Below are 26,421 nucleotides of genomic sequence, written 5' to 3'. Positions count from 1 at the left end.
CCCCACCCTCAGGGCGTGTCAAGCCGGGCCAGCAGGGTCCGGGGTGCCACCGCCCGATATGCGTCCTCAACGACCTCTGCCAGCTCCGCCTCGCCGATACCAGTGTCGAGGCGTACGCCGACCCAGCCGCGATGCCCCACATAGGGCGGGCGGAAGTAGGTCTGCGGATCCTCCGCGATCAGCTCGACAGCCGCACCCGGCGGCGCGGCGCACCACAGGTGGGCGAAGTCGTCCTGATGATGGCCGTCCGGCCAGACCATGGCGAACGACCTCTTGCCCCGGATGAACCAGGTCGGGGTGCCGTGGCTCAGCCGCTCGCTGACCTCGGGAAGACGCAGGCAGGCCCGCCGGACGATCGCCACCATGTCGGTCATCGCCCCACGCTAGGACACCGGTCCGACACGATTCAGGAACCCGGGGGTTCGATCGGAAGCCGGGCAGGGGGCGGCACTCACCGGCCGGCTGAAGTCGGCTGGTGAGCTGGCAGCGGTAGGGTTCGGCCCCGTGGAACACGAACCGAACGACTCCGGGCTGGCCGACCTCGTGCACCGGCTGCGCCGGTTCGCCGACGAGCGGGACTGGCAGCGGTTCCATACGCCAAAGAACCTGGCGATGGCCCTCGCCGGCGAGGTGGGCGAGCTGCTGGCCGAGTTGCAGTGGCTCACCCCGGAGGAATCCGCGCAGGTGATGGCCGATCCCGAGCACGGCGCAAGGGTGCGTGCCGAGATCGGCGACGTCATGATCTACCTGACCCGCCTGAGCGACATGCTGGGCATCGACCCGGTGGCTGCCGCGACCGACAAGTTGACGGAGGCGGCAAGGCGTTACCCGGTCGAGCGGTCGTACGGGTCGGCGGCCAAGGCTCCTTCGGCCGACCGCACCGACTAGCCACCAACACCCTGATCCGACTCGGTAAGGTGCTCAGAGCCAAGCGGTCCGACGGGCTTCCGGTGCACGGATATGCCCCCCATCCGCACGATCACATCGTGCTGCCTGGGGGCATGTGTCAATGTCGGCGTTTCGGACGTCCGCCGCCAATCTGTTGCGTCTGGCCACTGACGGCACCCTCGCCGACCGGGTCGCCGAGCATCTGTGGTCGATCCGCCACGGCGTGAGCCCGGCAGAGCGGCGGTCGTGGATGAACAGCCTGCCGGTGCTGGCGCAGGATCTCGCCGACGCGGGCCTCGATCAGGTGGAGGTGCTGGTCGAGTACCAACTGCCGTTGACCAGTCGACGCATCGACGCGGTGCTCGCCGGCGTTGATCCCGGTAGCGGGGATGACTCCTATCTGGTCGTCGAGCTGAAGCAATGGTCCTACGCGACCGCGTACGAGGAATCCGACACCCTGGTCGCGGTCGAGCACGCACGTGGACCACGACTTCACCCTGGCGTACAGGTCGCCGACTACTGCCAGTACCTCACCGACTTTCTCGGCATTCTGGGCCGCCAGCGGTATCCGCTACACGGTGCCGCCTACCTGCACAACGCCGTCGACCGGAACATCGTCGACCTGCTCGACCGACCAGTCACCGAGCAGAGCCGACTCTTCACCAGGCAGCGTCGCGGCCAGTGGCTCGCCTATCTCCAGTCGCGGTTCGCGCCGAAATCCGGCGCGGCCGCCGCCGATCGCTTCCTGACCAGCACCGTCCGGCCCAGTCGACATCTGCTGCGGTACGCCGCGGAGGAACTCAAGGACCGGTCACAGTTCACCCTGCTCGACGAGCAGCATGTGGCGTACGAATTGGTGCTGCACGCGGTCGAGCGGGCCCGGAAGGCGAACCGAAAGCGGGCAGTGGTGGTGGCCGGCGGACCAGGCAGCGGCAAGAGCGTCATCGCCCTGTCGGTGATGGGTGAATTGGCCCGTCAGGGTCGGACCGTGCTGCACGCCACCGGCTCCCGCGCGTTCACACAAACCCTGCGTCGCTACGCCGGACACCGTTCGACCCGGCTCCAAGGGATGTTCAAGTACTTCAACAGCTTCATGGACGCCGGGGCCAACGACATCGAGGTGCTGCTCTGCGATGAGGCACACCGGATCCGGGAAACCTCCGTCAACCGGTACACACCCAAGGCTCGGCGGGACCGGGCGAGGCCGCAGCTGGACGAACTGATTTCGACTGCGCGCGTGCCGGTCTTCCTGCTCGATGAGCATCAGGTGGTCAAACCGGGGGAGCTGGGCAGCGTCGAGGTCATCTCGGCGTACGCCGGGAGGCTGGGCCTGGAGGTCGAAGTCGTCGCCCTGCACGACCAGTTCCGGTGCGGCGGCAGCGCGGCGTACGAGGACTGGGTGCTCACTCTGCTCGGCCTCGACGGCGACGGACCGACCGTGTGGGCCGGCGACGGACGGTTCGATCTGCGGCTGGCGGAGTCCCCGACGCAGCTGGAGGCGTTCCTGCGGGCGCGCCAACGCGCTCCGGGCGCTGCCGGTGAGCCGGGACAGACGGCACGCATGTCGGCGGGTTACTGCTGGCCGTGGAGCGACCCTCGACCCGACGAAACCCTGGTGCCGGACGTAGTGGTCGGCGAGTGGGCCCGGCCCTGGAACGTCAAGAGCGATCGCAGCGTGGGTGATGCTCCCGGTAGTGCCTTCTGGGCCACCGATCCGAACGGCTTCGACCAAGTGGGCTGCGTCTACACCGCCCAAGGCTTCGAGTACGACTGGTCCGGTGTCATCATCGGCCCGGACCTGGTGGCACGCGACGGCCGACTGGTGACTCGGCGGGGCGAGTCGAAGGACCCAGCATTGCGGAGCCGCAAAGCCGTGAGCGACGACGAAGCTGACCGGCTGATCCGCAACACCTACAAGGTGCTGCTGACCCGCGGTATGCGCGGGACGATCATCCACTCGGTCGACCCCGAAACGCGCGAGTTTCTGGCCGGTCTGGTGAGACCGACCCGCAAGATCGAAGTCCACTATGAGCCGAGTGACGATGATCCGGGGTGCGGGGTAGCCGACTCCGTACCGCGTTACTAGAGTGTTCCCGGATCAGCGGATCGACGGGCTTCCGTGACGGACATGCCCCCACCGCACGAGATTCTCGTGCCCTGGGGGAAGGTCGTTGCGGGCGTTCCATACCACTCCAAACTTGATCTTAGAACTACACGATGCTGGACAACTGGTTTCCCTGGTGGGCACCCATCTCGTTGAGACCGGTTACCTGATTGATTCGCGTGAGCAGGTGGCATGGCTGAACAGTCTTCCTGCTCTCGCCAGACACCTGCGGCAGCTTGGATATGGTGATCTCGACGCGTTGGTCGAGTTTCAGTTGCCGCGCAGCAGTAGACGAGTGGATGTGATTCTGGCCGGCGCAGCACCCGAATCAGGTGCCGACACCTATCTTGTGCTGGAACTGAAGCAGTGGAGCGCCGCGACGCGTTACGACGATGCCGAGAACCTGGTAGCCGTCAATGGGATGGCACAGCCGCAGCTTCATCCGGGCGTTCAGGTGCAGGCGTACTGCAACTACCTCGTGGACTTCCTTGTCAAACTGCACGAGTGGCCAGCCACTGTGCACGGCATGGCCTACCTGCACAACGCCACCCGCCAGCGTGTGTCCCATCTGGTGGCTGCGGATCGGAAGCGGACTTACCAGAACATGGTCTTCACGCTGGGCGAAGAGGAGAAGTTCGAGCGCTATCTTCGCATGAAGTTCGCTGCGGGAAGGGAGAGTAGGGCGGTACATCGTCTGCTTACCAGCCAGGTGCGGCCCAGCCGTCAACTGCTCGCCTTGGCAGCCCAGGAAATCGGCAGGCGCCAGCACTTCATTCTGCTTGATGAGCAGCGAGAGGCGTACGAGCTGGTCATGCGCGCCCTGCGATGGGCCACGGCCGGACGGCGGAAGCGGGTTGTGGTGATCTCCGGCGGACCGGGCAGCGGCAAGAGCGCAATCGCTCTCTCACTGCTGGCCGCCCTGGCCGATCGGGGACATGCGGTGGCTCATGCCACCGGCTCCAAAGCGTTCACTCTCAGCCTTCAGCGGTACGCCCGTGCCAGGGACGCGGGGCCGCATCAGCGGACCCGTCCGCTGTTCAGCTTCTTTCGTGACTTTATGAACGTTGCTCCGGACAGCGTTGACGTCCTGATCTGCGACGAGGCGCATCGCATGCGGGAGCGTTCAGACCGTAACGGTGTCTCTGGCGTGATACCGCAGGTCGAGGAACTGATTCAGGCCGCCAAGGTGCCCGTCTTTCTGCTTGACGACTACCAGGTTGTGCGTCCGAACGAGGTGGGCACAGTCGGGATGATAGTTGAGGCTGCTGGTCGTCTCGATCTGGATGTCGACGTGGTGACCCTTGGCGCGCAGTTCAGGTGTGGCGGAAGTCCTCGCTATGAGCGCTGGGTACTACATCTACTCGGTCTGGCATCGTCTAACCCCTACCGGTGGTTGGGCGACGACGACTTCTACCTGGGAGTGGTCGACTCTCCGGAAACCATGGAAGCGGTACTTCGACAACGCAACGCCGAGGGCATGACCGCCCGGATCTCGGCAGGCTTCTGCTGGGAGTGGACGAAACAGCCGCAGCGGGGCAGGCTCGTGACAGATGTCCGGATCGGCACCTGGCACCGACCATGGAATGCTTACGGCAACCATCCGCCTAAGGGCGTCCCGGCGGGCTCGTACTGGGCGACCGATCCACGCGGATTCCAGCAGATCGGCTGCATCTACACCGCTCAGGGCTTCGAATACGACTGGTCGGGGGTCATCCTCGGCGGAGACCTGGTCGTGCGGAATGGGCGCTTCGTCAGCCAACCAAACCAGTCCAAGGATGTCGCCATCATCGGCACGGGAGAGCGGCCCCGCATCGCTCGCAACGCTGACCGGTTGATCCGCAACGCATATAAGGTGCTGCTCACCCGTGGGCTGCGGGGGTGTCTTGTCTACTCAGTCGACGATGAGACGCAGGAGTTCCTGCAGCACCTCATTCCCTCCATCCTCGACGAAAAGGCGCAGGAGGCGCCTGGCGTCTACCCGGTTGGTGAAGGTCTAGGGCGGCGGGGACCCGCGCAAGCTCGTGAAGAGTTGACCGGCCAGGACCGCTGAAACGTCCGCGCTCAGACTCGATCGCTGAGTCGGCAGAGTCCATCAGCCAGTTTGGCTCGGCGACCGCGCAGCGCGGACGAAGGCGGCCCAGGCCGCAGGAGAGAAGGTGAGGGCGGGTCCGGTCGGGTCTTTGGAGTCGCGGACGGCGACGAGGCTGGGGATGTTGTCGGCGACCTCGACGCAGGCGCCGCCGTTGTCGCCGCTGCGGGTGCTCTTGCGCCAGACGGCGCCGGTCAGCTCAGTCATGCCGAATCTCCCCGATCAGCCCTTTGATCATGTCCTTCGATTCTGCCTCGCCGAGGGCGAGCGCATCCAGTCCCCGCCAGACACGTTCGTATGCCGCGAGTTCATCGGGCTTGTCGAGGTAGAGCGCCCCGGTCAACGACTCGCTGTAGACGACCGACGGCTCCGGTGCGGCCCGACCGCCCTTGGTCGGCGGGAAGTCGAGAACCATGAAGGTGCCGGCCACGGCACCGGGCTGCGGGCCTGCTACCAGCGGAAGCACCCTGACCGACACGTTCGGCAGACCCGACAGCCGGATGAGGTGGTCGAGTTGGCCGCCCATGACCGCCGGACCACCGACGCTGCGCCGGAGTACCGCCTCCGACAGGATCGACTCCAGGCGAGGTGCGGCGGGAAGCCGACGGGTGAGCAGAGCTTGGCGCTGTAGCCGTACCTCAACGGCCCGTTCTCGTTCCTCGTCACTCATCATTCGGCCGAGGCGGATCAGCGCGTGTGCGTACTCCTTTGTCTGGAGGATGCCGGGGATCAGCGATTCGTCGTAGCCGCGCAGCCGCGAAGCGGCGGATTCCAGGCCGACGTACAGCTCGAACCAGCTCGGCACCGCATCGCCGTAGGCGTGCCACCAGCCCTTGGACTTGGTCTCGACGGCCAGGCCGCGCATCGCCTCGGTCATCTCCGGGGACACCCCGTACAGCTCGCACATCGCCTTGACGTCGAGCACCCGGACGGAGCCCATGCCGCATTCGAGCCGCCAGATCTTCTGTCGGCTGTATTCCAGGGCCTCTGCGGCGGCGTCCAGCGTCACCCCGGCCTCGTTGCGGAACTGGCGCAGCAGCCGGCCGAGCTGCCGGCGCGGCACTGTCGATCCGATGTCTTCGGCCATTCGCGCACTCCCTGGTTCCGGCTCGCAACACTGCGTCACCTGCTGCTGTAACGCTTATCGGTTCCGGCAAAGAAAGTCAATGCACAAGCGCGAAAATCTGCTCTGGAACGTTGCGGATCCACTGCGGAGCGTTCCAGGATGGTCACAACGCGGCGGCCGGTCGATTCCCCCCGAACGGCCGCCGCGTTCCGATCGCACCTCCCCGCCCACCAGGGAAAGGCGGCGACATGTCGACCTACCGCTCCACTGCGTACTCCGGGCTGTTGCCCTGGCAGGTGCGTGGGCGTCGGTTCCGCCGCGTCTGGCTCGGACGTCGTGGCCTGGCCCCCGACGACGTGTACGCGTTCCTCGATCGGGTCGCCGGTGACTTGGCCACCGTCCAGCAGGCGCTCGCGGAGAGTCACCGAGAGACCGCCCGCGTCAAGGGGGCGCTGCGTGACTGGCAGTCCGCGCGGGCTCGCGCCCGGGGTGGTGACCGATGACCCGCCGCCGTGACAGCAGGGCGACGGTAGTCCTGTCCGGCCACGGGAAAGGGGCGGGGCATGGGTAGGCGGTGGAAGTGGTTCTTGCGGCCGGGGCCGAGCGCGCTGGACCTGACCGGGCAGGCCGTGCCGGACGGGGACGTGCCGGGGCGGTTCCGGCGGGTGTCGGTCGAGCATCTCGTACCGGAGCTGCGGGTGACCTCGCGGTGCGACGGCGCGCTCGTCTACGAGCGGCCCGAGGAACGGCCGGTGGCGTCTTCGGCGCGGAATCAACGTGCGGGTCGCTACGAACCGGGCCGGCGAGGCGAGCGGAACCGTGGGAGGTTCCGAGGGCCAACCGACGGTGAGCCGGCCCGGTCCGCTCGGCCGGATGCGGGTGACGACCTCTTCGTGACACGTGCTCAACTCGCCAGGGCGCACCGGCTGTTCGAGGCGCACTGGCGGAGCGCCGCCGAGGATCCGCGTACCAGGAAGTGCCCGGACTGCCGCGTCGACGGCACCTGCCCCCGGGCGGACTGGGCCGACTCAATCATCGTGCGCTGCCTGCGGACGTACTGGCGATGAACGTCTTCGACCTGTCGCCCGCGCAGATCCGCAACCGGCTGATCCTGCGGGCGCGGCGGGCAGCGCTGGCCGCTGGGACCGGACGGCAGCCGCCGGCCCGCCCGCATGGTCACGCCGAGGCGGCGGCGGTGGCCCGGCTGCCGGTCATCCCGCCCGTGTCCGTCGCCGCCGGGGACGTGGTCCAGCTCGCCAAATCCGACTACCGGTACGCCGACGGTCCGCTCCGGCTCCGGATCGTCCGGGTCCGGCCCGACCTCAGCGAGTGGTACGACGGCGAATGGGTGTGGGTCGAAGGCATCGAGATTGGCCCGGACGATCAAGATGGTGTGTTCCGACCCGTGCTGGCCCGGGTCGCTGCGCTGCGGCTATGTCGAAGAACCGACTGTGGATGAGTGAGTCCGCGCCCATGTGGTGCCACAGCGACCTCGCGTGAGCCTCGTTCAGCCGGCGAACCGGTTGCCGACGAACTCGGCGACCGTGCCGAACAGCCGGCTCGAGGAAGCGGGCACCGCGACGATCACCGCGACCTGCCCGCCACTTCGGCCCTGGCAACCGATCGCAACCCTGGGCCGATCTCCTCGATCGGGATCACTGTGTCGACCAGCGCCCGGAGCGCGAACTCCGTCGGCTGCTCGGAGAACAACACCACCTTGCCCTGCGCCACCGCGTAGCCGACCTCGATGCACACGCTGACGCCGGCATATCCGCCGTTCGCCACCACGAAGATCGCGTCCGACTTCGCGATCTTCGCCAGGAAATCACGCGTGAGCTGGATCTTGTCCGATTCGTTGACCTGCACATGCTGTTCGTCGAAGTCGTAGCGCGGCGTGTAGACGGTCATGCCCAGGCGGCGGAACGCTGCCTCGGCACGTTGGGCTGTGTCGTAGAACTTGGAGCTGCTGCATATCGTGACTGCCTCGATTTCCGGCATCGATCCTCCAAGCGGGTGGTCGGTATTCGTGCTCAGATGAGCGGTACCAGATGTCGGGGTCCGTTGAGGTGGCCGACACCGTCGTGCCCCCGCAGAATCTTCTCCCACACCATCGAAGCCGCTTCGGGTTCGGCAGGTCGAGGCAGCCTCCGACGGTCCGCCTCGCGGGTTCGGCCAAGGTGCCGTCGTCGGGTGGCCGGAAGCCGTACGCAAGTAACGAACATTGGTTAACTTCGATGCATTCTGGACCTTCCTCCGTCACGTCCCGGTAACACTGCACTACCGTCGGGGCATGGTCTCGCGTCGATCGATTCTCGGAGCGGTGCCACTCGCGGCCGCCGCTCTGACCGCCGCCCCCGGTCATCCCCGCTGGCTCAGCGGAGCGTTCGCGTCCAGCGATCCGGTACGCGTACCTCCCGACCCGGCCACGATGCAGGCCGCCGCGACAGCGGTACGCGGATTCACCGCCGACCTCTACCGCACGATCGCGTCGAGCCACACCGGTGGCAACGTGGTCTGCGCGCCGTACTCGGTCCAACTGGCCCTCGCCATGGCCAGGGCGGGTGCCGGCTCGACCACGGCGGACGAGATGGATGCCGTGCTGCACGCGCCGCATCCGCGACCCGGCGCGCTCGACAGCGGTCTGAACACCGTCGACCAGTCGCTCGCCACGCGGTTCCAGGATGGCGACGGGGTGCGGCAGCCCCGGGTGACCACGGCCAACGCCGTGTGGACCCGGCTCGATCTGGGCCTGCGGTCCGGGTTCCAGCACACCCTGGCCGGCTACTACGGTGCCGTCCCACACCCGGTCGACTTCCGTGGCGCGCCTGAAGCGGCCCGCCAGGAGATCAACACCTGGGTGTCCGACCGGACCAACGCGAAGATCCCGGAGCTGTTGGCCCCGGACTCGGTGCGTACCGACACCAGCCTGATGCTCACCAACACGGCCTACCTCAAGGCGGCCTGGTACTACCCCTTCCGGGCGTCGGCCACCGTGGACGAACCGTTCACCCGGGATGACGGCACGGTCGTGCAGGTGCCGATGATGCGCGGTCCGTTCGACCGGATGGGGCACCTCCTGGGCGACGGTTGGCGGGCGGTCGACGTGCCGCTCGCGGGTGACGGGCTGGCCATGGCCATCGTCATGCCGACCCGGGACAACCTCGCCGCGGTCGAGGCGAACCTCGACGCGGCCTGGCTGGGCGCGTTGTTCGCCGGCTTCCAGTTCACCGACATCCAACTGCGGATGCCCCGATGGACGTTCCGCCTGCCGGCCCAGCTGGGTGCCGCGCTGAGTGGCCTCGGCATGCCCACGGCCTTCACGCCGTACGCCGACTTCACCGGCATGAGCACCACCGACCCGGCGCTGTGCATCGACGACGTGGTGCACGAGACGTTCATCGGGGTCGACGAGAAGGGTGTCGAGGCGGCAGCCGCCTCGGCAGTCATCATCCGGCCACCGTCGATCCCGCAGGGGCCGCAGTTCTTCGTGAACCGGCCGTTCCTGTACGTCATCCACGACCGGGTCACCGGCGTACCGCTGTTCATCGGCCGGGTCCACGACCCGCTGGTCGTCGGCTGAATTCAGTAGCCGACGGTGAAGTGGCGGTCTCCGCCGGGCCGCTCCACCTCGTCGAGGACGGCGACGGCCAGGTCCTCCGCCGAGATTCGGGACGTGCCGTCCGGGGCCACCACGAGGGTGGTGCCGCCGCGTCGGTATCCGCCGCTCCGCAACCCCGGTTCAAGCAGCGCGGGTGGGCTCAGGTAGACCCAGTCGGCGGCGTGGGTCCGGCAGGCGTCCAGCTGGGCCGCGCTCGCGGCGGCGATGTCGCGTACCGCTGGCGGCACATACCGGGGGTCGTCGAGCACGGACCCACCGGACGGACTCCGCAGCGGTGCGGAACCGCCGACCAGCAGGATGCGGAGTCCGGTTGCGGCGGCGGCGTCGAGCAGGGCGTGGGTGGTCGCGGTGACGGTGCTTTCCGCGCCTGGCGCGGGGCGGGTGGCGCCCACGATCGCGTCGGCGTCGGTGAACAGCCGCTTCATCTGGTCGACGTCCACGGCGTCGCCCCTGGCGGCGATCGCCTCCGGCGGCAGGGAGGCAGGTCGTCGGCCCCGGTAGACGGCGGTGACGTCGTGCCCTCGATCGAGGGCCTCGCGGACGACGCGTGAGCCGACCATGCCGGTGGCTCCGACCACGGTGATCCTCATAGGTTGATCCTTTCCTTGGGGAGTCTGCTGGCGGCTCTGGGCCTCGTGGGGCTGATCTGGCCTGCGACGATCGCGGCGAGGCAGAGAACGAAGCCGGCCGACTGGATCGGGGTGAGCAACTCGTCGAGCAGCACCGCACCCAGCAGGGCCGCCACCATCGGCGAGAGCAGGGTGAGCACCGCGACGGAGGTGACTGGCAGCGTGGCGATGCCCCGGAACCACAGGATGTAGGCGAGCAGGCCGCTGGGCAGGCCGAGCCAGAGGTAGCCGAGCGCGGCGCTGGCGTCGACGGTGGGTGGTGTTCCCTCGAACAGCAACGTCACCGGCAGTAGGAACAGGCCGCCGGCCGTGAGCTGCCAGCCGGCGTACGCCGTGGGGCCGACGCCCTCGGGGCGTCCCCATCGCTTGGTGAGCGTCACCCCGACCGCCATCGCCCCGGCGCCGCCGAAACCGGCCAGCAGTCCGACCACGTCGAAGTCCGCGTCGGGGCCGATGACCAGAAGCCCGACCCCCGCGACGCCGACGATTCCCCAGGCGAAGCTCCGGACCGACGGACGCTGGTGGAGCACGGTCACCGCCAGGATCGCCACGGCCAGTGGCTGCACCGCGCCCAGCGTGGCGGCCACCCCGCCGGGCAACCGTTCGGCGGCGACGAACAGCAGCGGCAGGAACACCCCGATGTTGAGTAACCCCAACACCGCCGCCTTGAGCCACCACCAGCCGCGCGGCAACGCCCGGCCGATGGCCAGCGCGGCCAGGCCCGCCGGCAGCGCCCGGATCAGGCCGGCGAAGAGTGGATGGCCGGCCGGCAGCAACTCGGTGGTGACCACGTACGTCGTTCCCCATACCGCCGGTGCGAAGGCGGTCGTGGCGGTGGCGGCGAGGCGGCCCGCGGTCGGAGGTAGTACCAGGTTCGTCACGCGAATCAGGATCGACGCCCCGCATTCATGAGTCCAACACATCCTTGTCAGCCCAACCATCGCGATCCACGATTGATGGATGGAGCTTCAACAGCTGCGGTACGTCGTGGCCGTCGCCGAGACGCGGAACTTCACCCGCGCCGCCGAGCGTTGTCTGGTCGTCCAGTCCGCGCTCAGTCATCAGATTGCCCGGCTGGAACGGGAACTCGGTGCCCGCCTCTTCGACCGGACCAGCCGCCGGGTGCGGATGACCCCGGCCGGTGAGGCGTTCCTGCCGGCGGCCCGTCAGTGCCTGGACGCGGCCGAGCGGGCCGCCGCCGAGGTCGCCTCGGCGGTCGGGGAGGTCCGGGGCCGGCTGACCGTCGGCATGATCCCGACCGTCGCGGCTGTCGACATCCCGGCCGCGCTTGACGCCTTTCACCAGCGGTATCCGCACGTCCGCATCCGGCTGCGCGTCGGTGGCAGCGAACAGCTCATCGACCAGGTCAAGGAGGGCGCTGTCGACATCGGATTCCTCGGACTTCCGGTGACCGCCCGGCCCGAAGGGGTGGTCGCCAGGCGGTTGGCGTACGACCGGTTGGTGGCCGTGGTCGCCCCCGACCATCCGCTTGCCGGGCAGCCCGAGGTCGACCTCGACCGCCTGTCCACCGAGGCGTTCGTGGACCTGCCGGCGGGAACGGCCGGGCGGGCCCAGTCCGACCAGGCATTCGCCGCCGCCGGAGTGCACCGCGAGGTCGCCTTCGAGGTGAGCACCGTCGACTTCATGATGACCCGCCTCATCCGCCGGCAGCTCGGCATCGCCCTGCTGCCGTCGAACTACGCGCCGCACCTGCCGGGTGTGGTCACCATTCCCGTACGGGACGCTCCGGCCCGGATCGAGCACCTCATCTGGAACCGGGCCACCCTCACCCCTGCGGCGACGGCGTTCCTCACGGAGATGGACGTCTCGGTCGCCGACGGTGGGCGTGGTGGTGATCGCTGAGTGGGGTGCCGGTCCGGCGCCGCCATGACCGGCAAACGACTCCGCGTTCAGGTCGCGAGGGGCCGGTCCCGACGGGCGTCGGCCAGCACCTCCGCCCACCAGCGCAGTTCGGCCAGGCTGGCGGTCAGGCCACGGGAGAACTCCGCGTCCGGTGTGTAGTGGCCCTGGCCGTCCAGGGACGCCCACGGCGCCCGTAGGCCGAGGGCCCGGCGGGTGGTCACCACGCTGAGTTCAGCAAGTACGCCGCGCAGGTGCTCGATCGCCGCGTACCCGCCGTGGACGCCGTAGGCCACGATGGTCGCCGGCTTGAGACGCCACTCGCCGTAGTGCCAGTCGATCAGGCGCTTCAGTGAGGCGGGGTAGCTGTGGTTGTACTCGGGCGTGACGAACACGAACGCGTCGGCGGCGGCGATCCGGTCGGCGACCTCGCTCCTCGGGCCGCCGCCGGGATAGAGGAGGCTGTCGTCGGGCAGCTCCACGTCGGCCACGTCGATCAAATCGACCGGAGCAAGGTCGACGGTGGCAGCAGGGTCGGGGACGGCAGCCGGGTCCGGCGCGGCAGCGGGGTCCAGGGCGGCGGCGACCCACCGGGCGATCGTCGGGCCCATCCGGTCCTTGCGGACGCTGCCCGAGATCACGGCCACGCGTCGGCCGGCGGCGGGGGAGAGGCTGCTCTGGTGGTCTGTCGAAGTGCTCATGTCCGAGACCGTGCAGGTTCAACATATGTTGAAGTCAAGTCCCGGTGTGCCTATCCTCCGGCCATGACAGTGCTCACGGGTCCGCCTCGTACGTTCAGCGTCGGTGAGGTCGCCGTCGACAGCGGCGTCGCGCCGTCGGCCGTGCGGTTCTACGACAACCACGGGGTCATCAACGCGGTACGCACCGCCGGCAACCAGCGTCGCTTCGACGGATCCGCGGCGTGCCGGATCCAGGTCGCCAAACTCGCCCAGCGGGCCGGTCTGAGTGTCCGCGAGATCGCCGCCCTCTTCGCCGACCTCTCGGCCGACCCGACGCCCGACGAGTGGGCGGATGTCGCCCGTCGGCTGGTGACCGAGGTCGAGGAGCGGGTCCGCGACCTCAAGGCTCAGCTCGCGGCGATGGAGTCGGGCACCAGGTTGTGCGAGATCGGGCGGGACGATCCCGCACGGTGATCGTTCCGCGAAGGCGACAGTCGTCGCGGACTTGACTTCACCATATGTTGAACCCCGATCGTCGGGGCATGAGTGCTCTCCGAACCCCGGTCCCATCGTCCGCCCGGACGCTTGCCGCCCTCGTCGAGTCGGCCACCATCGTCGGCCTCGGCGCCAGCACCCGGGAGGCCGCCGAGACCTTCCGACTGGTCGAGGAGACCACCCACGAGTTGATCCGGCGCGGCTTCCGGGCGGTCGCGCTGCTGGACAACCAGCGGGTCGGCGACCTGTACGACCGGTACGTCCGGGGCGAGGACGTCGACCTGGACGCGGCGCTCAGCCAGGCGTGGGGTCCGTGGCGGACGATCGAGATGCGCGACGCGCTCGTCCGGTTGCGCCGGCACAACGCGCGTCACCCCGACGATCCGGTACGCGTCGTCGCGGTCAACGGGCGGCGTACGCTGCCGGCCGACTACGACCGGGTCGTGGCGCTGCTCGACCCGGTGGAACCGGCGACCGCGGCGCGGATCGGCGAGATCTTCGCCGTCATCCGTACCGCCCACGACAACGGTGAGCACGTCCAACGCCTGCGCGGCACCCACCCGGGCGTACCCTTCGTGGAACTCGCCCGCACCGCCCGCAACCTGGCCGCCAAGCTGCCCGACAGCCCGGGGCGCGACGAGGCACTACGGCTGATCGACGCGATCGTCGACTTCCACGCGCACGCCCTCGGCGTCGGGTACGACGCGGCGGCGGAGGAGCGCGCCGCCGCCGGGCGACTCCTCGACCACCTGCGGCGTACCGGCGACCGGGTCGTGTTCTGGGAGGGCAGCGCACACGTCGCGGCACACGGCGACACGATGATGGGCGCACACCTCAGGGCGGCTCTCGGCCAGCGCTACATGGCCGTCCACGTCACCTTCGGCCACGGCCGGATCCCCGCGACGGACATCCCGCGTCCCGTCGCGTCGTCACTGGAGGCGGTGCTGCTCGACGACCCCGGTGAGCGGATCATCGATCTGCGCTCGGTCTCCGGGCACCTCGCGGACCGGATCGACAGGCCGTGCCGGACCCGGTTGATCTCCGGTCTCTACCAGGCCGAGCACGACAAGGACCACTACTACGAGTTGCCCACCCTTGCCGGCAGCTTCGACGTGATCGCCTTCGTCCCCACCGTCACCCCGATCCACCCGCTGGTGATCGAGCCGGAGACCCCGACCGGGCCAGTACGGTAAGCGGACTCCGCGCCACCCCGTCCTTGATGACGGTGCTCGCGCGGCGGCGAATTGTACGGCTTGCAGCCGGATCCGGTGAGCCCGTCGGGCTTGGGATTCTTTCTGACACTATTCGCGTCGCGGCCGTCCGAGACTGGGACGGCACATCCACCGATGGATGTGCATATCTCGACGAGGAGGCGCCGACATGACCACGACCAGGCAGCGGGCCGTCGGGCGGGTGATCGCGGTGATCGGCGCTGTCGCGCTGTTGGCCGCCTGCTCCGCCAACGGTGGCGGCGGGGGCGATGCCGGCAACTACCCGGACCGGAACATCACGTTCGTTGTGCCGTTCAGCGCCGGCGGCCCGACGGACACCGTCACCCGCATGATCGCCGAACCGATGGCCGCGAAGCTGGGTGCCAAGATCGTCGTACAGAACGTCGAAGGTGCGGGCGGCACGGTGGGGGCCGGCGATGTCGCGCGGGCCGAGCCCGATGGCTACACCGTGCTGATGCACCACATCGGCATGTCCACCGCGCCCGCCCTCTACAAGAACCTGGGCTACCAACCGCTCGAGGACTTCGAGATGGTCGGGCTCGTCACCGAGGTGCCGATGACGATCGTGGCCCGCAAGGACTTCCCACCCACGACCCTGCCGGACCTGCTGACCCACGTGCAGGCGAACGCCGAGAAGGTCACCCTCGCCAACGCCGGTGTCGGCGCCGCGTCGCACCTGTGCGGCCTGCTGTTCCAGCACGCCGTCGGGGTCAAACTCCAGGAGGTCCCGTACAAGGGGACCGGCCCGGCGTTGACCGATCTGGTCGGCGGCCAGGTCGACTTCCTGTGCGACCAGACCACCAACACCAGCGGCCAGATCGCCGCGGGCGAGATCAAGGCGTACGCGGTCACCACTCCCGAGCGGGTGCAGAGCCTGCCGGACCTGCCCACCACGACCGAAGCGGGGCTGCCCCAACTTCAGGTAAGCGTCTGGCACGGCCTCTACGCCCCGGCCGGCACGCCACAGCAGGTCGTCGACAAGCTCTCCGAAGCCCTCCAGGCGGCGCTGGCCGACCCGGCGGTGATCGACCAGATGGCGAAGCTGGGCACCGCACCGGTCGCGGCGGCGGACGCCACCTCGCAGGCTCACCGGGCGCACCTTGAGGAGCAGCTCGGCACCTGGGCGAAGATCATTGCCGACGCCGGGGTCGAGGCCTCCTGAGGTGGAACGCCGACGATCGTTTCCGGACGTCCTCGCCGGAGGAGTCTTCGTCCTGATTGGCGGCGCATTCGTGGTGGGGGCGCTCAGCTACGAGCTGGGCACCCCCTTGCGGATGGGCCCCGGCTATTTCCCGCTGCTGGTCGGCGTGATACTCGCCGCCCTGGGCCTGCTCATCGTCGGCAAGGGACTGGTCGCCGGCGAGGTGGTCTCGTTCGGGGCGGTCCCCTGGCGTGCGGTCGGCGTCATCGTGGTCGCGGTGGTGTTCTTCGGATACACCGTGCGGCGCCTCGGGTTCGTGCCCACCTCGGCGGTGACCGCTCTCCTGGTCACCCTGGCCAGCCGGCAGGTGCGGATCGGTACGGCGCTGGCCGTGGCCGTCGGGCTGACCGTGCTCAGCACGCTCATCTTCGTCGTCGGACTTCAGCTACGGATCCCGCTCTGGGGTCCGTGGCTCTCGTTCTGACGTAACCGGGTTGTCGTATGGAACTCTTCGACAACCTCGTGCTGGGCTTCTCGACCGCTCTGCTGGTCCAGAACGTCCTCTACTGCTTCGTGGGCGTCCTGCTCGGTACGGCGGTCGGAGTGCTACCCGGCATCGGACCGACCGCGACGGTGGCGATGCTGCTGCCGATCACGTTCAACTTCGAGCCGGTGACCGCGCTGATCATGCTGGCCGGCATCTACTACGGCGCGCAGTACGGCGGCTCGACCACCGCCATCCTGATCAACCTGCCGGGTGAGTCGTCCGCCGCGGTGACCGCGCTCGACGGCCACGAGATGGCCCGGCAGGGCCGGGCCGGTCCCGCGCTGGCCGCCGCCGCGATCGGTTCGTTCGTCGCGGGCACCGTGGCCACCCTCGTGCTGGCCGTCGCGGCGCCACCGCTGGCCCGGATCGCGTTGCAGTTCGGCCCGGCTGACTACTTCTCGCTGGTGCTGTTCGGCCTGATCGTGTCGATCGCGCTGGCGCGCGGCAGTGCCCTCAAGGCGCTGGCGATGATCGCGCTCGGCGTCCTGCTCGGAATGGTCGGCCAGGACATCTACACCGGCGTGCCCCGGTTCGTCTTCGACAAGCGCGAACTCTACGGCGGGATCGACTTCGTGTCGGTAGCCGTCGGCATGTTCGGGGTGGCCGAGATCCTGCGCAACCTGGAGCACGAGCAGACCCGTACGGCCATCGTCGGCAGGGTGACGAAACTCTGGCCGACCCGTGCGGATCGGCGCCGGATCGTCGGCCCGATCCTCCGCGGCACCGGGCTGGGCGGCGCGCTCGGCGTGCTGCCGGGTGGTGGCCACGTGCTGGCCTCGTTCACCTCGTACGCGGTGGAGAAGCGCATCTCGAAGCGGCAGCAGGAGTTCGGGCGCGGTGCGATCGAGGGCGTCGCCGGTCCCGAGTCGGCCAACAACGCTGCCGCGCAGACGTCGTTCATCCCGCTGCTCACCCTGGGCCTGCCCGCCCACCCGGTGATGGCCCTGATGGTCGGGGCGTTCATCGTCCACGGCATCACCCCGGGCCCGAACGTCATCAACGACGAACCGGCGCTGTTCTGGGGCCTGATCGCCTCGATGTGGATCGGCAACGTGCTGCTCGTCCTGCTGAACCTGCCGTTGATCGGCGTCTGGGTGCGGATGCTGCGTATCCCGTACCAGGTGCTCTTTCCGATGATCGTCCTGTTCGCCTCGATCGGCACGTACTCGCTGAGCTTCAACGCGTTCGACGTCTACGCGATCGCGTTCTTCGGCATCCTCGGCTATCTCCTGATCAAGTGTGGCTGCGAGCCCGCGCCCCTGCTGCTCGGTTTCGTCCTCGGCCCGCTGCTGGAGGAGTACCTGCGCCGTGCGCTGATCATCTCTCGCGGCGACGCGTCGGTCTTCCTGACCCGCCCGATCTCCGCGGTGCTCCTGGTCATGGCGGTGGCGGCCCTCGTCGTCGCGGCTCTCCCGGCGATCCGCAGGCGCCGTGAGGAGGTGTTCGTCGAGGACGAGTAAGCGTTGGGACCGTCACGACCGCCGTCAGCGGGACCGGGCGTGGTGGCGGGGCCACCGCAGAATGGTGCGCATGCGAGCGGTGATGTTCAACGCGTACGGGCCACCGGAGGTGCTCACTCAGGTCGAGCTGCCGACCCCCGAGCCCCGGGCCGATCAGGTGCTGATCCGGGTGCACGCCACCACGGTGACCACCGCCGAGTGTGGGATGCGCCGGGGCGAGCCCCGGTGGGGGCGGGTCATCATCGGTCTGCGCCGGCCACGCAGGAGCGTCCGGGTGCTCGGGTTGGAGTTCGCCGGTGAGGTCACGGCGCTCGGGCCGGGGGCGCGTCGGCTGCGCGTCGGCGACCGCGTCTTCGGCTTCACCAGCTTCGGCGCCGGCGCGAACGCCGAGTACAAGTGCCTGTCCGAGCGGGCCTCGATCAGCACGATCCCGGCGAACGTGACGTACGCGCAGGCTGCGGCCACCGTCGACGGGTTCACCACCGCCTGGCACTTCCTGCGCGACCTGGCCGACCTTCAACCCGGCCAGAAGGTGCTCGTCATCGGCGCTTCCGGCAGCGTCGGCACGTACGCCGTCCAACTCGCCGGGCACCTCGGCGCGGCGGTGCACGGGGTGTGCAGTGGCCGGAACGCCGCGCTCGTCGGGTCGCTCGGGGCCAGCCGGGTCTTCGACTACACGGTGGAGGACTTCACCGCCAGCGGTGAGCGCTACGACGTCGTCTTCGACACCGTCGGCCGCAGCTCGTTCGCCCGGTGCCGGGCGGTGCTGACGGCGCGTGGCCGTTACCTGCCCACCACCGGCCTGGTGAACAACAGCCTGCTGACGCTCGGCACCACCCTCACCCGCGGTCGACGGGTCCGGACCGGGATGTCGGTACGCAAACATGCGGCCCTGGCCGCCCTGCGGGACCTGCTCGCCGAGGAGCGGCTTCAGATCGTCATCGACCGCAGCTACCCGATGACCGAGATCGTCGAGGCGCACCGGTACGTCGACACCGGACACAAGGTCGGCAACGTCGTGATCGACGTACGCTGACGGTTCGAGCTGCGGGCTGTCGGAGTCTCCGGCGCAGCTGGAGGCGTTTCCGCGGGCTTGCCAACGACCGCCGGGAACCTCGCGGACCGGATCGACCGGATTGACAGGCCGTGTCGACGCTCGCGCATCCAAGGTCGTCGGACGTCATACCAATCATGTTTAAGTTCCTCTATGCTCGCGGAAGTCGCACCCGACCTCCACCACCACCCCGGAGGAATCACCATGATCGTTGCGAGACGTCGCCGTCATCGTCCCCGACGGCTGGCGGCCATCGGCGCGTCAGCTCTCGTCCTGGTGGGTGGGGCCATCATGGCCCCACAGGTCCAGGTCGCGGTCGCCGCGCCGGGCCCGGTGATCGCCGAGGCCATCGTCCCGGGTCAGAGCGCCGTGATCACCGGTGTGGCCTCCGGGCGGTGCCTGGAGGTGCCGAACGCGAGCACCACGAACGGTACCCAGACCCAGTTGTGGGACTGCTTCGGCGCAGCCCACCAGACCTGGACCTACACCGCCGGCAGGCAACTTCAGGTGTACGGCACCAAGTGCCTGGACGCCAACGGCGCCGGCACGAGCAACGGCACCCAGGTGATCATCTGGGACTGCCACGGCGGCACGAACCAGCAGTGGAACGTCAACGCCAACGGCACCATCACCGGCGTGCAGTCCGGGCTCTGCCTGGACGCCAACAACGCCGGCACCGGCAACGGTACGAAGATGATCCTGTGGTCCTGCCACGGCGGCACCAACCAACAGTGGACCTCGCCGGCACCCCCGCCGACGAGCCCGCCGCCCACCCCGCCGGCCGGGTCGCTGCCCTGCGACATCTACGCGGCCGGCGGTACGGCGTGCGTGGCGGCCCACAGCACGACCCGGGCGCTCTACGCCGCGTACCGCGGCAACCTCTACCAGGTGCGACGCTCGTCGGACAACACGACCCGCGACATCGGCCTGTTGGCCACGGGTGGCACCGCAAACGCGGCGACGCAGGACTCGTTCTGCGCCGGTACGCAGTGCGTGATCACCGTGATCTACGACCAGTCCGGTCGGGGCAACGACCTGTGGTATCAGGGGTCCACAGTCGTCCCCGGCTCGCCGCAGAGCCGGCCGGCGATCGCCACCACCGAGTCGCTGACCGTCGGGGGCAGCAAGGCGTACTCGCTGTACATCAACCCGGGCAACAGCTACTGGCGCGACGGCCACCTCACCGGCGTGCCGACCGGCAGCGCACCCGAGGGCATGTACATGGTGACGAGTGGCACCCACGTCAACAACGGCTGCTGCTTCGACTACGGCAACAGCGAGACGACCCGCAAGGCCGACGCCGCAGGCGCGATGGACGCGATCAACTTCAGCACCCAGTGCTGGTTCGGCGGGTGCTCCGGAACGGGCCCGTGGGTGCAGGCGGACCTGGAGTGGGGCCTGTTCCCCGGCGGCAGCCAGTCCTGGAACCCGAACCAGCGCTCCTTCCCGCACAAGTTCGTCACCGCCACCCTGAAGAACAACGGCACCACCCGCTTCGCCATCAAGGGCAGCAACGCCCAGTCCGGCAGCCTCTACACGCTCTACGAGGGACCGCTGCCGCCCGGCTACAGCCCGATGAAGAAGCAGGGCGCGATCGTCCTGGGCAGCGGTGGGGACTGCTGCAAGCCCGACGGCGGGGCCAACCTCAGCGCCGGCACCTTCTACGAGGGCGCCATGGTCGCCGGCTACCCCTCCGACGCCACCGAGAACGCCGTGCACGCCAACATCATCGCCGCCGGCTACCGCTGACGGACGCGTGGATCACCTGCCGAAACCGGGCCGGTGGTCCACGCGTCACAACGGGGGTCCGTCGACGAAGCCCACCGTTGAGATCGCCGGGCATCGATCTTGAGCGGAAGGTGGCCGTGACGATACCGACGACACGGCGACAGTTCCTCCAGGCTGACCGGTCTGTTATTCGTCCCGAGGGCGTCCGGTGTCCTCGGGCGCGTCCGAGCGGTGTGCGTCGGCCAGGTAATCCAGGTCGTCGGGTGACAGGTCGGCCGAGCCGGCGGCGTCGAAGCCCGGTACCCGATCGACCGCCGGGTCCACCACCGCCTGCCGGTCACCCTCCCGGTCCTGCGGCAGCTGCTCCTGCTCCTTCCCATCGGTAGTGGGCTCCTCCGCCGCGTTCTCGTGTTCCCTCCTCGTCGCGTCGGCACTGGCCTTCGCCTCGACGGTCTCCGCGGCCGCGGCGGCGACTTGTACGGCCAACCTGTCGTCCGTCTTGTGCCACCCGAGCGCGTCCGTCACGGAAGCCAGAACAAGGGCCGCCATCCCGCCTGCTCGCCGGGCTGCTGCCTGAGACCGCTCCCACAACGACGCGTCGGCGGTGGCGGCCTGCTCCTCAGCCCGGTCCAGCGTCCCTGTAGACGCCTCCGACCTCTCGGTGCCCGGCTCGTCGCCGTGCTCCATGGCCCGTTCCGCCCGGTCGCGGTCCGCGCCCTGGTCGATGTCCTCGGAGCGGCGCTCGTCGCGGTGGTCGTCGTCACCCGGCTGCTCAGTCCGGCGCGGTGGGTCGTCCCAGCGGTCCGTCATTCGTCAGACCTTTCCCTCGTTCTCTCCGCGAAGAAGCGGCATCGGCCATCGGCAGGCGGCGAAGTGGGTGTCGACGGCCTCGGCGAGCCGGCCTGGCCAGGATGGCGCGTCGCGGCGCACCCCGACGGCCGTCTCGATCACCGACGGCGTGCGGGAGCCGAAGGCCACGATCCGGCCGGCCGCCTGGTCCCGCTGATCGGCGTCGAACCAGGTCGAGACGGCCGCGAACTGCTCGGCGACGGTACCCCCCGGAACGTCCACACCGTACTGTCGTGCCCACTCGGCGCTCCGCGCGGATCGCCCGGCTTCGGGCGCGGCCCGGTTCACCTCGGCCCGCAGTTCGTCGCGCAGCACCGCCCAGCGGTACCGGTGTGCGAGGAAGCCGGTCTCCTGCCGCGCGCAGTGTCCGCCACCGAACGCCGTCCAGTGCAGTGATTCGACGACGTGCGCTGCGAGGTCGTCGGGATCGCATCTGTTGGACAGGTACGCCGCCCGTGCGGCGACTGCCTCGTCGACCACGTGCGAGAGAGCGCATTCGCGTAGCCGCAGCGGCATCAGGTACAGCACCTGGATCAGGTCCGCGCGCAGAGCCGGAGTGGGCCAGCCGGTGAGATGTCCCAGTACCGCCAGTTCGCCCCAGAGACCCAACCAGGGCAGGTCCGCCAGCGGCAGCTGCGCCCGACGCATGTCCCGCAGGGTGCAGGGTCGGTCCTGGCAGGCAGGGCCACAACTGGCGCTGCGCCGTCCGATGATCGTTGACGGGTCGGCGGTGGCGGCCGGGGTGGCCGTCTCGCGGTCGGTGCCGTCCGGTACGCGGACCAGTACCGGGTGGTCCATGCCGTCGGTGAAGACCGCTCCGACACCGGGCGGAAGCGTCACGACGAACTGCGACTGACGGTCGGTGAGATTTACCGTCGCGCCGACGACGTCCCTGTCGTCCTGGGCGGGCAACCTGTGGATGATCTTCACTGCCGTGTTCTTGACGACGTCCGGGGTGAGCTTCTCCGGAATCTGTTCGGCGATCACCAGGCCCTCCCCGTACGCGCGGATCTCCGCCAGCAGGCCAGCGAACAGCTCAACCGCGTGCACCGCCGGACCGGCACGTTCGGGGCGTCGCAACAGCCGGTGCGCCTCCTCGAAGACGCTCAGATGCCGTAGGGCCACTCCGGCAGCGGCACCCTCCCGGCGTACCCGCACCCGCAGGTGTTCGGTCAGTTGGATCAGCAGGGCACCCATGAGGAACGCCTTGTCCCGGTCGTCGCCGACGTCCTCGATCTCGATGACGACGTTGGAGTCCAGCAGCCTTCCGATGTCAATGGGATGACCACCCTCGAAGACGCTGCCGGTCGTACCCAGCCGCAGGCTGGCCAACCTGACCCGGATGAAACCACGGACGTTGTCGGCGACCTCACGGCCGTACCCGATCCGGTCCACCACCTCCTCCGCCGCCTGGTGCAGGTCGCGCAGAGTCGGATAGCGCGGCCGGTGTCCAGGCAGCCTCGGTTCACCCAGCGCCAGGTCCCAGCCGAGCTGCTCGTACGAACGGGTCAGGGCGGCGGAGAGCACCTGGGGGAAGGGTTCGTCCGCGTCGAAGGCCGCGACGAACAGGGCGCGGACGAGATCCGCGTGGGTCTGCAGGGGAAAGCCCGGTACCGGGCGCAGCGGGTTGAACCCGGCGGGTGGTGTTGTGGGGTCCCCGGGGCGGACCGCGATGACGCTCGCCATCGGCACCCGGTTGGCCATCCGCCGGTACTCCGCCTTGGCCGGCTCGACCACCAGCCACGGGATCCCCAGGGCCGTGGCCTGTTCGAGCAGGTAGCGTACGGTTTGCGACTTGCCCGCCCCGGTCGAGCCGCAGACGAAGGTGTGCCGGTTGAGACTGCCCGTCGGTAGCAGCAACTCACCGCTGCGGTTGCCGTGCCGGTCGAGCACCGCCCCGATCGCTATCGAGCCGGCGTGGACCCGACCTGCCGTCCCGCTGGTGTCGACCGCCGTCGGTGCTCCGACAGGGGTGGTCTCCGGCGTGACGTCGAACTCCGACCGGACGGTGAGGCGTACCCCGGGCACCTCCTCCGTCGGCGGGACGGCGAGCGCTGCCACCAGCGCGGAACTGCCGAGAAACGAGCCGCCGGAGGCGGCCTGCGCCGACCGTGCCGGTTCGCCGGTGACCGCGACCAGGTCCGTGTGTCCGAGCAGGTCGGTCAGGCCACCGGCAGTCGCCGTGGGCACCAGGGCGTACGGCAGAGCGTGCAGATCGATCGACGCGCACAGCAGGCCCGCCACGGCCCCGGCGGCTCCCGGGGTCGTACCGGCGGCCAACAGATCGATGCGCCACCACCCCAGCGTCTCGGCGGCGGCCAGTTCCCGGTGCCGGTGTCCCAGCCGTAAGGCGCGTACCGCCTGGGCCGGCGACGCACCCCGAGCCCTGGCCTCGCGTTCCTCGACGGCGAGTTGCCGGGCCTGCCGAGCGACCTCGCTCGCCGGGACCGGGTCGGCGACCAGCAGCCAGGCGAAGGCATCCTGCCACGCGCCCAGCAGACATTCGTCGAGCCGGGGACGCAGGTCGCTGGCGGCATTCCGGTCGTCGTGCTCCTCGACAAGGGCGTCGGCCACTCCGCCGATCCGCGTCCAGTAGGGAAACGCGTCCAGCAGCGCGGTCAGGCCCCCCGCCGGGTAACGCAGGCCCACCGAGCCGGCGAAGAGCAGGGACCGGTGCGGGCCGGCAGTCGCGCCGCCCGCTGCAGTGCCGCCGCCCGGTGTGGTGCCGGCGGCGTCGACACCGCCGCCGGTGAAGACGTGCACGCCGCCTCGTTCGTCTGGTCGGCACCAGCCGACGACGAGACGCCCACCGCCGTTCGGGGCGCCGGCGTGGTACGCGGCGACGACGGCGGCGAGCCGTTGACGTCGCCCTGGATCGCTCCGCGCCTGGTCAAGTGGCGGAGGCAACCGGGGCAGCTCCACGATCCGGTACGCCGGTACGTGGTCCAGCCAGCCGCGTCGGTGCGGGCGCGGCCCGGTCGGGATCGTCACCGCCAGTCTTCCCGGTCGTGCTCCTCCCACCACTCGTCCTCGTCATCGTCGTCGGGGTACGGATGACTGGAAGGGCCAGATCCATCTGACAGCCAAGGCGGCGCCTGCGTCGGATCGGGCAGGGGCAGATCCGGTAGCGGACCGGTGGTGAGACCGGGGAGCGAGACGATGTCCGGGTTACACTCCACAGTGCGTACCGACAGTATCCCCATGCCCTGGGTGACCTCGATCAAGGCGTAGTCCGGCAGGTCCTGGAGGGTGCGCGGCTCGACCACGTACTCGTACACCCGCTGATCGCTCTCGGCCTCGTTCCAGTTGACACTGTCGGCCACCGTGCGGGTGTGGGTCCAGCTCCGGCCCAGGCTCACGTGCCGCAACCACGGTCCGCTGGTCTGGTGGGAAGCTCCAACGCTGTCACCGTCCGAATGCGTCTGGCTGCCGCCGAGCGTACGCGTGAGCTGGCTGAGCACCACCGTGTGGTGCCGGCCGATGGCGTCAGCGGCTCGCCCGGCCTCCTCGTGGTTGCTCAACCGCATGAACGCGACCACGTCCGCGCCGACGGCGCGCACCGCCGAGTCCCGCAGGTGACGGAACATCAGCACCAGGCGTACGCCGCGACGGGCGCACAGGTCGGTCAGCCGTTCGAGGTATCGGTGGCTCAGGTCGTCCGCACCGGCGATGACCAACGGCCCGGCGAACTGTTCGGGTGCGGTGAGCCGTTGGATCAACCCCTGGAACACCAACTCCTTGAGCAATTCTTCCCGCACGTTGTGGGCACCGTTCTCGTAGACGAGGCAGGTCAACCCAGCATGCCCCAATTCGTGCCGAGGTCGCCCGGAAGCGGTGGCGGCGAGCAACTCGCGCAGCGGGTGAAGGTGGGATTCGATCCGCCGTAGATTCGGGTGAACCTGCCGCCGGAACTCGTCGGCGAAGAGCGAGTCGGCGATGTGGTCCCGCTCGGCGTTGCTCAGTTCAGGCACGTCACCGGGGGCGTCGAGCAGGACGCTTATCGCGGCGGCGATCCGGTCGATCGTGACGTCCTCGCCGAGCGCCCGGCAGACCGCCGACAGAAGCCGGTCGTCCTGGGCGCGGTCCGCCCGCCGGCCGGCGGGAGCGTCGCCGTGCATCGCTTCGACCAGGCAGTCGACCAGCCCTTGACCGTCCGTGTCGAGCAGCAGTGTGGTCTCGCCCAACTGGTCGGGCAGCCGGAGGGCGGTGACGTCGACGGAGACGGCCCTGGCCAGCCAGACCAGTTCGTGGCAGACGCCCTCGCCGGAAAAATCCACCAGAGTCAGCGCGCCCCTGGTCCGCAGCATGGACGCCCCCAGCACGGTCAGCAGCGCCTCCCAACCCCACACGCTGCCGCCGACGACATCGATCCGCCGAGCCGTTGGCGGCAGCAGCGCGGCACCCCATTCGAGGTAACCAGCGACCCGCTCACGTTCCGCGGCGTCGAACTGCTCGCGGTACCTTTCCCAGAGCGCACAGTCCAGCTCGTAGCGTCGCAGTTGTCGCTCGCGCTCCCTCTGCGGGCCGTCCTCCAGAGCACGACTGTGCGACCAACTCAGGTAGGCGCCGCCGATCATGACCGAAAGTCCGATCGCGATGATGACGAGCAGGTTGGATGGTCCACTGCCGAGAATTCCCAGGCAGAGGAAAAACACAGTCACACCGAGCCCGATCCACACCCACCGACGCATGCGGTACCACTTCTCCACCCGCGCGGCCGCCGCATCGAAGAACACCTCGCTGCGTACGGGCTCGACGGTCGGGTACGGCTCGGGGAAGGGGTGGCAGAAGAGGTTCCGATCACGGAAGATCCAGCCGAGACGTTCCCCTTCGACGTAGAGAAAATCGAGGTACCGCTGGCCGCTCGAAGATTCACTCATCATCGCTCCCGTCTGGGAGAACATCGATTCCGGCCAGTGTCTCAAACGGATGATCCGATATCCATAGCGTTGGCGGCGAGGCCAGCACCTCCCCGGCATG

25 protein-coding genes are annotated in these 26,421 nt (G+C 69.1%); 15 read left to right on the top strand and 10 right to left on the bottom strand.

Annotated features, from left to right (window positions below):
* Positions 1–8: 8 nt before the first annotated feature.
* Positions 9–374 (bottom strand): MmcQ/YjbR family DNA-binding protein, encoded by a 366-nt coding sequence (locus KBX50_RS01160; RefSeq protein ID WP_247672877.1) that lies wholly within the window; start codon positions 372–374, stop codon positions 9–11.
* Between the two features lie 130 nt (positions 375–504).
* Here KBX50_RS01160 and KBX50_RS01155 point away from each other — a divergent pair, with 130 nt between their 5' ends.
* The 3 genes from KBX50_RS01155 (at position 505) to KBX50_RS01145 (ending at position 5,042) form a co-directional block, all read left to right on the top strand.
* Positions 505–888: a nucleotide pyrophosphohydrolase gene (locus tag KBX50_RS01155; protein WP_307870795.1), complete on the top strand. Its 384-nt coding sequence runs from the start codon at positions 505–507 to the stop codon at positions 886–888.
* Between the two features lie 121 nt (positions 889–1,009).
* A complete protein-coding gene (locus KBX50_RS01150; protein WP_210933824.1) occupies positions 1,010–2,974 on the top strand; it encodes a DUF2075 domain-containing protein in 1,965 nt (654 codons plus the stop codon).
* Positions 2,975–3,128: 154 nt separating this feature from the next.
* On the top strand, positions 3,129–5,042 hold the full coding sequence (locus KBX50_RS01145) for a DUF2075 domain-containing protein (RefSeq protein ID WP_307870794.1): 1,914 nt from the start codon (positions 3,129–3,131) through the stop codon (positions 5,040–5,042).
* Between the two features lie 42 nt (positions 5,043–5,084).
* Here KBX50_RS01145 and KBX50_RS01140 read toward each other — a convergent pair whose 3' ends face one another.
* Together KBX50_RS01140 and KBX50_RS01135 are read right to left on the bottom strand one after the other, a co-directional pair.
* A complete protein-coding gene (locus tag KBX50_RS01140) occupies positions 5,085–5,288 on the bottom strand; it encodes a DUF397 domain-containing protein (protein WP_210933822.1) in 204 nt (67 codons plus the stop codon).
* Positions 5,281–6,168 (bottom strand): helix-turn-helix transcriptional regulator, encoded by an 888-nt coding sequence (locus tag KBX50_RS01135; RefSeq protein WP_210933821.1) that lies wholly within the window; start codon positions 6,166–6,168, stop codon positions 5,281–5,283. Before KBX50_RS01135 ends, KBX50_RS01140 begins: the two co-directional genes overlap by 8 nt.
* Positions 6,169–6,395: 227 nt before the next feature.
* On the opposite strand from KBX50_RS01135, the gene KBX50_RS01130 reads away from it, so the two are divergent.
* Genes KBX50_RS01130 through KBX50_RS01120 form a run of 3 tightly spaced genes read left to right on the top strand, consistent with a single transcriptional unit; the run spans position 6,396 to position 7,606 of the window.
* A complete protein-coding gene (locus tag KBX50_RS01130; protein ID WP_210933819.1) occupies positions 6,396–6,650 on the top strand; it encodes a DivIVA domain-containing protein in 255 nt (84 codons plus the stop codon).
* 60 nt (positions 6,651–6,710) lie between these two features.
* A complete protein-coding gene (locus KBX50_RS01125) occupies positions 6,711–7,214 on the top strand; it encodes a hypothetical protein (RefSeq protein ID WP_210933817.1) in 504 nt (167 codons plus the stop codon).
* Complete coding sequence (locus KBX50_RS01120; protein WP_210933815.1) at positions 7,211–7,606, top strand: hypothetical protein; 396 nt, start codon at positions 7,211–7,213, stop codon at positions 7,604–7,606. Before KBX50_RS01125 ends, KBX50_RS01120 begins: the two co-directional genes overlap by 4 nt.
* Positions 7,607–7,731: 125 nt before the next feature.
* Here KBX50_RS01120 and KBX50_RS01115 read toward each other — a convergent pair whose 3' ends face one another.
* Entirely contained in the window at positions 7,732–8,145 is a 414-nt protein-coding gene (locus KBX50_RS01115; RefSeq protein ID WP_210933812.1) for a nucleoside 2-deoxyribosyltransferase, read from the bottom strand.
* Between the two features lie 292 nt (positions 8,146–8,437).
* On the opposite strand from KBX50_RS01115, the gene KBX50_RS01110 reads away from it, so the two are divergent.
* Complete coding sequence (locus KBX50_RS01110; protein ID WP_210933810.1) at positions 8,438–9,727, top strand: serpin family protein; 1,290 nt, start codon at positions 8,438–8,440, stop codon at positions 9,725–9,727.
* Positions 9,728–9,729: 2 nt separating this feature from the next.
* On the opposite strand, the gene KBX50_RS01105 is transcribed toward KBX50_RS01110, so the two are convergent.
* Both KBX50_RS01105 and KBX50_RS01100 read right to left on the bottom strand, forming a co-directional pair.
* Positions 9,730–10,356: an NAD(P)-dependent oxidoreductase gene (locus KBX50_RS01105; RefSeq protein WP_210933808.1), complete on the bottom strand. Its 627-nt coding sequence runs from the start codon at positions 10,354–10,356 to the stop codon at positions 9,730–9,732.
* Positions 10,353–11,276: an EamA family transporter gene (locus KBX50_RS01100; protein ID WP_307870792.1), complete on the bottom strand. Its 924-nt coding sequence runs from the start codon at positions 11,274–11,276 to the stop codon at positions 10,353–10,355. Before KBX50_RS01100 ends, KBX50_RS01105 begins: the two co-directional genes overlap by 4 nt.
* Before the next feature lie 79 nt (positions 11,277–11,355).
* Between KBX50_RS01100 and KBX50_RS01095 the strand changes: the two genes are divergently transcribed.
* A complete protein-coding gene (locus KBX50_RS01095; protein WP_210933804.1) occupies positions 11,356–12,258 on the top strand; it encodes a LysR family transcriptional regulator in 903 nt (300 codons plus the stop codon).
* 47 nt (positions 12,259–12,305) lie between these two features.
* Here the strand turns inward: KBX50_RS01095 and KBX50_RS01090 are convergent, their stop codons facing one another.
* The gene (locus KBX50_RS01090) at positions 12,306–12,956 is read right to left on the bottom strand and encodes an NADPH-dependent FMN reductase (RefSeq protein WP_210933800.1); all 651 of its coding nucleotides are present in this window, start codon (positions 12,954–12,956) and stop codon (positions 12,306–12,308) included.
* Positions 12,957–13,019: 63 nt separating this feature from the next.
* On the opposite strand from KBX50_RS01090, the gene KBX50_RS01085 reads away from it, so the two are divergent.
* The 7 genes from KBX50_RS01085 (at position 13,020) to KBX50_RS01055 (ending at position 20,613) form a co-directional block, all read left to right on the top strand.
* Entirely contained in the window at positions 13,020–13,409 is a 390-nt protein-coding gene (locus tag KBX50_RS01085; protein ID WP_210933798.1) for a MerR family transcriptional regulator, read from the top strand.
* A gap of 68 nt (positions 13,410–13,477) precedes the next feature.
* On the top strand, positions 13,478–14,623 hold the full coding sequence (locus tag KBX50_RS01080) for an erythromycin esterase family protein (protein ID WP_210933795.1): 1,146 nt from the start codon (positions 13,478–13,480) through the stop codon (positions 14,621–14,623).
* A 187-nt stretch (positions 14,624–14,810) separates the two neighbouring features.
* Entirely contained in the window at positions 14,811–15,824 is a 1,014-nt protein-coding gene (locus tag KBX50_RS01075) for a tripartite tricarboxylate transporter substrate-binding protein (protein ID WP_210933793.1), read from the top strand.
* 1 nt (position 15,825) lies between these two features.
* Complete coding sequence (locus KBX50_RS01070) at positions 15,826–16,287, top strand: tripartite tricarboxylate transporter TctB family protein (protein WP_210933792.1); 462 nt, start codon at positions 15,826–15,828, stop codon at positions 16,285–16,287.
* A gap of 17 nt (positions 16,288–16,304) precedes the next feature.
* Positions 16,305–17,810 carry a tripartite tricarboxylate transporter permease gene (locus tag KBX50_RS01065; RefSeq protein WP_210933791.1) on the top strand — a complete coding sequence of 502 codons (1,506 nt, stop codon included), beginning with the start codon at positions 16,305–16,307 and terminating at the stop codon, positions 17,808–17,810.
* 70 nt (positions 17,811–17,880) lie between these two features.
* The gene (locus KBX50_RS01060) at positions 17,881–18,846 is read left to right on the top strand and encodes an NAD(P)-dependent alcohol dehydrogenase (RefSeq protein WP_210933790.1); all 966 of its coding nucleotides are present in this window, start codon (positions 17,881–17,883) and stop codon (positions 18,844–18,846) included.
* Between the two features lie 222 nt (positions 18,847–19,068).
* Positions 19,069–20,613 carry an arabinofuranosidase catalytic domain-containing protein gene (locus KBX50_RS01055; RefSeq protein ID WP_247672875.1) on the top strand — a complete coding sequence of 515 codons (1,545 nt, stop codon included), beginning with the start codon at positions 19,069–19,071 and terminating at the stop codon, positions 20,611–20,613.
* 165 nt (positions 20,614–20,778) lie between these two features.
* Here KBX50_RS01055 and KBX50_RS01050 read toward each other — a convergent pair whose 3' ends face one another.
* The 3 genes from KBX50_RS01050 to KBX50_RS01040 are packed head-to-tail and all read right to left on the bottom strand — an operon-like array spanning position 20,779 to position 26,321.
* On the bottom strand, positions 20,779–21,402 hold the full coding sequence (locus tag KBX50_RS01050; RefSeq protein WP_210933789.1) for a hypothetical protein: 624 nt from the start codon (positions 21,400–21,402) through the stop codon (positions 20,779–20,781).
* Positions 21,403–21,405: 3 nt separating this feature from the next.
* Positions 21,406–24,432: an ATP-binding protein gene (locus KBX50_RS33490; protein ID WP_210933787.1), complete on the bottom strand. Its 3,027-nt coding sequence runs from the start codon at positions 24,430–24,432 to the stop codon at positions 21,406–21,408.
* Positions 24,429–26,321: a hypothetical protein gene (locus KBX50_RS01040; RefSeq protein ID WP_210933786.1), complete on the bottom strand. Its 1,893-nt coding sequence runs from the start codon at positions 26,319–26,321 to the stop codon at positions 24,429–24,431. The genes KBX50_RS33490 and KBX50_RS01040 overlap by 4 nt, the downstream gene beginning before the upstream one ends.
* Between the last annotated feature and the right edge of the window lie 100 nt (positions 26,322–26,421).

Origin of the sequence: Micromonospora sp. C51 (genome assembly GCF_018070435.1) — a bacterium.
In the GTDB taxonomy this organism is placed as follows: domain Bacteria; phylum Actinomycetota; class Actinomycetes; order Mycobacteriales; family Micromonosporaceae; genus Micromonospora; species Micromonospora sediminimaris.
Note: the sequence above shows the minus strand (reverse complement) of the source record. Positions and strands in the feature narration are given on the sequence as shown.